The organism is Mycobacterium innocens, assembly GCF_900566055.1.
GTDB lineage: Bacteria > Actinomycetota > Actinomycetes > Mycobacteriales > Mycobacteriaceae > Mycobacterium > Mycobacterium innocens.
This window is the reverse complement of sequence record NZ_UPHQ01000098.1, coordinates 1-6,251: the sequence shown is the minus strand read 5'-3', so window position 1 is coordinate 6,251 and position 6,251 is coordinate 1. Positions and strand designations below refer to the sequence as shown.

Annotated in this window: 7 protein-coding genes; 5 read left to right on the top strand and 2 right to left on the bottom strand. The window is 64.7% G+C overall.

Going from position 1 to position 6,251, the window contains the following annotated elements:
* Positions 1 to 286: 286 nt before the first annotated feature.
* The 5 genes from csoR to EET03_RS30775 all read left to right on the top strand — a co-directional run bounded on the left by csoR (position 287) and on the right by EET03_RS30775 (position 4,730).
* Positions 287 to 649, top strand: coding sequence for a copper-sensing transcriptional repressor CsoR (gene csoR, locus EET03_RS10790; protein ID WP_063468769.1), 363 nt, complete (start codon positions 287 to 289; stop codon positions 647 to 649).
* A gap of 169 nt (positions 650 to 818) precedes the next feature.
* Positions 819 to 1,145, top strand: coding sequence for a DUF1490 family protein (locus EET03_RS10785; RefSeq protein ID WP_122508758.1), 327 nt, complete (start codon positions 819 to 821; stop codon positions 1,143 to 1,145).
* Between the two features lie 55 nt (positions 1,146 to 1,200).
* Entirely contained in the window at positions 1,201 to 3,504 is a 2,304-nt protein-coding gene (locus EET03_RS10780; RefSeq protein WP_099194329.1) for a copper-translocating P-type ATPase, read from the top strand.
* Positions 3,505 to 3,572: 68 nt separating this feature from the next.
* Positions 3,573 to 4,208 carry a DUF5134 domain-containing protein gene (locus EET03_RS10775; protein WP_099193998.1) on the top strand — a complete coding sequence of 212 codons (636 nt, stop codon included), beginning with the start codon at positions 3,573 to 3,575 and terminating at the stop codon, positions 4,206 to 4,208.
* A gap of 303 nt (positions 4,209 to 4,511) precedes the next feature.
* Complete coding sequence (locus EET03_RS30775) at positions 4,512 to 4,730, top strand: hypothetical protein (protein WP_075541975.1); 219 nt, start codon at positions 4,512 to 4,514, stop codon at positions 4,728 to 4,730.
* 132 nt (positions 4,731 to 4,862) lie between these two features.
* Here EET03_RS30775 and EET03_RS33000 read toward each other — a convergent pair whose 3' ends face one another.
* A complete protein-coding gene (locus EET03_RS33000; protein ID WP_082274545.1) occupies positions 4,863 to 5,054 on the bottom strand; it encodes a transposase in 192 nt (63 codons plus the stop codon).
* Positions 5,055 to 5,564: 510 nt separating this feature from the next.
* Positions 5,565 to 5,966, bottom strand: a complete 402-nt coding sequence (locus EET03_RS10760; protein ID WP_244232309.1) for a transposase — start codon at positions 5,964 to 5,966, stop codon at positions 5,565 to 5,567.
* Positions 5,967 to 6,251 lie beyond the last annotated feature (285 nt).

Here is a 6,251-nt window from a genome sequence, read left to right as displayed (position 1 = left end):
TAGCCACCACCCGATCCAGAATCTCGCCCTTGTCCGCCTTCGACGCCTTGCGGTACTGACCTCGCAGTTTGTTGGTTACCTGCCGCCTTGCAGCCATATCGATCTTGCCCCTCCACATCGGGCAAGCCTTCCGCGCTACGCGCTCAAAATAGCTGAGGCACCACCGCCGGCCACGCGCTCAAAGTAGGTGAGGCACGCCGGAGTCTTGACGGGGCTGGGCCGACTGGGCCTATGATTGCGTCTACCCACCCCAGGTGGGGTGGACCTATGAGTGTTTGTGGGTGTTATGAACGGCAGCGATTTGACGGTGAAGAAGCGTGCGGCGTTGAACCGGCTGAAGACGGTTCGGGGTCATCTCGACGGGATCATTCGGATGCTGGAGTCCGACGCGTATTGCGTGGATGTGATGAAGCAGATCTCAGCGGTTCAGTCCTCGCTCGAGCGAGCAAATCGGGTGATGTTGCACAACCATTTGGAGACGTGTTTTTCCGCAGCGGTGCTGGATGGCCGCGGGCGAGCAGCCATTGACGAACTGATTGATGCGGTCAAGTTCACGGCGGCACTGACCGGTCCGCGGGCACGGCTGAGCGGTGCTGCGGTCGGAGAACCAACCGATGCCGAGCCGGCGCCGGCAGGGAGCACGATATGACGGCCACCAGGTTTCTCGGTGCCAGTCATTTGGCCAAGACACGAGCAGCAGGTGATCGAGATGTCATAGCCGCCGCTGGGATGGCTACGGTCGGAAGGTAGACGTGGCGGCCAGGACTGTGACTGTCCGCAACCCGTGATGGGTCGACGATGGGAAGGAAGTGTTCGGGATGGCGTGGCAGGGACTTTTGGCAAAGGCGGTGCCCACGGTGGTAACCGGCGCGGTGGGGGTTGTGGCCTATGAGGGGGTCCGCTGGACGGCGGCGAAGTTTCCGCTGCACGAGGCGACCGTCACCGTGACCGCGTGGGGTATGCGCGCTGCCCGCAAGGCCGGGCGCAAGGCCGAGAAGAGCGCTGAGCTGGCTCGACTGACGGTCGCCGACGTGATGGCCGAGGCAAGAGAGCGCATCGGGGACGACGTTCCACCGCTGGTGGTGGCAGACTCGGGCCACGACCATGACCATGACCATGACCATGACCATGACCATGACCACTGATACTCTGCCCGATGCCGACCTCACGCTGAAAGTTCTGTCCGACGCGGCGGGGCGGATGCGAGTGCGTGCCGGCGGGTTTGAGTTCGACGCGGTTCGGGCGGTCGCGATCGAGGATACGGTCGCCAAGGTGCCCGGTGTGCGCGCCGTGTATGCCTATCCGCGAACGGCATCGGTGGTGATCTGGTATTCGCCCGAAAGCTGTGACACCACCGCCGTCGCATCGGCGATCTCCGATGCGCGGGACATCCCGGCAGAATTGGTGCCCGCGCGTGCCCCGCACTCGGCCGATGCGCGCACCACCGGTGTGGTGCAGAAAATCACCGGCGGGATCCGTCGCTTGCTGGGCCGCTCGCCTGACGCCGACACGCTGAGCGAAGCAGTTGAGGGTAGCGGCTGCCACCAGGGGCCGGCGGCCTCGTGTCATGGGTCGCCGGGGCAGGACAGTGAGGGCGAGCAGCGGCGGTGGTTGCGGCGGGTGTGGCTGGCCTTGCCGTTGGGGCTGGTTTCGTTGGCGGCGCCGATGCTGTTCGGCGCTTATCCGTGGGCGGGGTGGTTGGCATTCGCCGCGACGGTGCCCGTGCAGTTCGTGGCCGGCTGGCCATTCCTCAAGGGGGCTGTGCAGCAGGCGCGGGCAGGGTCCGCGAACATGGACACCCTGATCACGCTGGGCACATTAACCGCGTTCGGCTACTCCACCTATCAGCTGTTCGCCGGGGGGCCGCTGTACTTTGACACCGCGGCGTTGATCATCGGGTTCGTGGTGCTGGGCCGCTATTTCGAGGCCAGAGCCACGGGCAAAGCCTCGGAGGCGATCAGCAAGCTGCTGGAGATGGGCGCCAAAGAAGCCTGCGTGCTCGTCGACGGCCAAGAAATTCTCGTGCCGGTGGATCGGGTGCAAGTCGGAGACCTGCTGCTGGTGCGGCCCGGCGAGAAGATCCCCGTCGATGGTGAGGTGATCGACGGGCGCGCCGCCGTCGATGAGTCGATGCTGACCGGCGAGTCGGTCCCGGTCGAAAAGAGGGTGGGTGACCGTGTTGCCGGGGCAACGGTCAACACCGACGGGCTATTAACGGTGCGCGCCACCGCCGTCGGGGCCGACACCGCGCTGGCCCAGATTGTGCGCCTGGTCGAACAAGCACAGGGCGGCAAGGCCCCGATACAGCGGCTGGCCGACCGGGTCTCGGCGGTGTTTGTGCCAGCCGTCGTCGGGGTTGCCGCCGCGACGTTTGCCGGCTGGGCGCTGATCGCGGCCAACCCGATCGCCGGTATGACTGCTGCGGTGGCGGTGCTGATCATCGCCTGCCCATGTGCGCTGGGCCTGGCCACCCCCACGGCGATCATGGTCGGCACCGGCCGGGGTGCGGAGATGGGAATCCTGGTCAAAGGCGGCGAGGTCCTAGAAGCCTCCAAGAAGATCGACACCGTGGTGTTCGACAAGACCGGCACCCTGACCCGCGCCCAGATGCAGCTCACCGACGTCATTGTCGGCAAGCGCCGCCAGCCTAATCTGGTGCTGCGGCTTGCCGCTGCGGTCGAGTCGGGCTCTGAGCACCCCATCGGCGCGGCGATCGTCGCGGGTGCCCGCGAGCATGGATTGCAGATCCCGGCCGCCACAGAGTTCACCAACCTGGCCGGGCACGGGGTTCGGGCTCAAGTGGACGGCCAGCCCGTGCTGGTCGGGCGGCGCAAGCTCGTCGACGAACAGGGGTTGCTGCTGCCGGATCAGCTTGCTGCGGCGGCCGCAGAGCTCGAAGAGCAGGGCCGCACCGCGGTGTTCGTCGGCCGCGACGACCGGGTCGTGGGTGTGCTCGCGGTGGCTGACACGGTCAAAGACGACGCCGCCGACGTGGTCCGTCAGCTACACGCGATGGGGCTGCAGGTCGCCATGATCACCGGCGATAACGCCCGCACCGCGGCCGCGATCGCCAACCAGGTCGGCATCGACCGCGTGCTGGCCGAGGTGTTGCCGCAAGACAAGGTCACCGCAATTCGCCGGCTCCAAAACGAAGGCCGGGTCGTCGCGATGGTGGGCGACGGCGTCAACGACGCCCCCGCCCTGGTGCAGGCCGACCTGGGCATTGCGATCGGCACCGGTACCGACGTGGCCATCGAGGCCTCCGACATCACACTGATGTCGGGCCGGCTCGACGGTGTCGTGCGTTCGATCCAGCTCTCGCGCCAGACCCTGCACACGATCCATCAAAACCTCGGCTGGGCCTTCGGCTACAACACCGCCGCCATCCCCCTTGCCGCAGTCGGGTTGCTCAACCCGGTCGTGGCGGGCGCGGCGATGGGATTGTCCTCGGTCAGCGTGGTGACGAACTCGCTGCGGCTACGCCGTTTTGGCCGCGACACATGACAGGGTCTCAAATCACCATCGATGTTGAACCGCATGACTTTTCCCCGATCTGAGCGCCTCGATAGCGCATGATCTACGGCCTGGTGCTTCGGTGGGTGGTCACCGGACTGTTCCTGCTGGCGGCCGCCGAATGTCTTCTACCGGTAGTCACGCAACGCCGATCGTGGACATCGGTCATGAGCCACGGGTTGCATTTCGTGATGGCAGTTGCGATGGCGGCGATGGCTTGGCCGTGGAGCGCAGGGTTCCCGACGACGGGACTTGCGGTGTTTTTTCTGCTGGCGGCAGTGTGGTTCGTGACGGTCGGCGTCGTTTCGGCCCGCACGACCGCCCCGCGAGTGTTATACGGATATCACGGCCTGATGATGCTGGCGACGGCGTGGATGTATGCCATCATGAACGTTCATCTGCTGCCCGTCGGATCCAGCATCCAACACCACACTGAGCCGGATATGTCGATGCCGGACATGGACATGGCTGCCATGACGAGCATGCCGGCAAGCAGCGGATCGCCCCTATGGCTCGACGTAGTGAACTGGCTCGGTACCGTCGCCTTCGCGGTCGCAGCGGTTTTCTGGGCATGCAGGCACGTCATTCAGCGGCGGCAGGGCACAACCCGCTATAGGTCGCTGGGCAACCTCGGTCAGGCAATGATGGCCGCCGGTATGGCTACCTTGTTCCTGGCCACGCTATTTCGGATCTAAGCTCGTAACCGTGGCCCCGTTTCGCGTCGAGGCCCGCACCATGAAGGCAACCAAACGACCTCACCGCCGGCACTGGCGCCAGGTTGCTACGCTCGCCGCGGGTCACTTGTGGTATTCGCCAGCATCTTGTGGCCTAAGGGGCCAACCACATCCGCCGCGATCGTCGACTCGTAGTCACCGCACAGTACTCGCCGGCAGCGGCTAGGGCGGGGATGGAGAGCTTCGCCGAGGTAACGAACACGGTGACCACATTTGGTCCGGGCGACCGGGATCGAAGATCCCGGTCGGATGAGCGGTGCTGGAATGGAACGTCCCGACCCTGAGGCGCCCGAGCGTGCCCGGCGCCGGACGTTCACCGCGAAGTACAAGCTGGAGGTCCTGGCCGCCTACGACGCCGCCCCCGATGGTGAGAAGGGTGCGTTGTTCCGTCGGGCGGGCCTGTACTCCAGCCACATTGTGCAGTGGCGGCGGGCCCGCGACGGCGGCGCACTGGCTTGGGCGCGCCGTTGCGTGCGGACATAAGCAGCACGACCCGCAAGCCGAGCGGATCGCCCGCCTTGAACAGGAGAAACGACAACTGGAGCAGGAGCTGGCCAAGACCCGGTTCGTGGTGGATGCGCAGGCAAAACTGCACGCTTATGCGGGTGATCGCTGTCAAGTGGCAATCCCCTCAAACCGTAGAGACTTTGCTTGTTGGGACGTCGATCCCCATTCACCCATCGACCCAGCGTGCCCTGATGGATCCCCAAGATCGCGGGCGACCTGCGCAATGGGTTTGCCGGTTTCCCGGACGATCCGAACCGCACCCACCTTGAATTGCTGGTCGAACTTTCGCCGTGCTTCCATCGCCGAACCTCCTCATGGGCGATGTCTCCACGATATGAGGGGAATCCCAAAAGGGGTGGCTGTGTCGAGCTGGTTGAGGAGTTGGAGGTAGACGGTTCTGCGGCGGGGCGTAATGCATCACGTCAATATGCCCGCGAAATCTGATCCATGCATCACGTAGGAATGCCCGCGAAAGTGGGTTCTGTTGATCGGATCGATGGGTAGGTTGCTCGCCGGTTGTGCCTCCCGCGGGTTGTCTTGTCTGGGCCACGCCAATGCCAGGGGCCAGGTCTGTTGACCTGCCCCACCTTTCGCCGGCCCAGAGGGCGCATAGAGGCTCGCGGGTCAAGGGTGGCCGAAGGCCATCGCGAAGCGACGCGAAGCGCTCTTGACGCGTGAGGGATGTGCCCGTAGGCGGTGTGGCCCAGACAAGACAACCTCGGCAACGGAACCCGTTGAGCCAGCCCCGTTCACAGGTGCGGAGGTTGCGGAACCCCGTTCACGTCACAGGCAACCCGTAATTGGGCTCTTTTAGGAGGCTTTGGTCCGGATGCCTTTGCGGATGTCGGGTAGTGCGGTGGGGATGGTCGCGAGGTAGAGCTGCTCGGTTTTTTCCTTGGCCAAGACGAGCAGTCGGCTTTGCAGGTCGGCGATCTGGCGCGCGATGGCGGCCGGGTTGAGGCTGTCGCGGTAGGCGAGCAGCTCCGATTCTTGGGCTGGTGAAAGGATCCCGGCGGCCAGGAGACGGTCCAGTGGGGTCGTGGGCTGGTCGTAGAGGCGGCGACGCTGACCGTCACGGCCACAGCCGTAGCCCAGGGGTTTGATGGTGGGGGTCAGGTAGTTGAGCCGGTCGTTGACCAGGCGCAAGAGCCGGTTGAGCACCGCGCGTTCGGCGTCGGTGTCGTAGCGGTAGTAGAACCCGTAGCGGCGCACCAGATGGTTGTTCTTGGACTCGATCGTGGCCTGATCGTTCTTCTTGTACGGCCGTGAGCGGGTGAAGAAGATCTCCCTCTCCGCCGCCCAGGCGATGACGGCCTTGTTCAGGAACTCGCTACCATTGTCGCAGCAATGCCGATATCGGCATTGCTGCGATTATGCCGACCTCACGATTATGCCGATGTTTAGGTGGGGTCGGTTGTGGTGCAGGGAGTTCAGTCGTGAGGTATCGGCATAATCAGAGGCCTTCGAGGAACGCGAGGATCGGATCGGGTGGCTGGT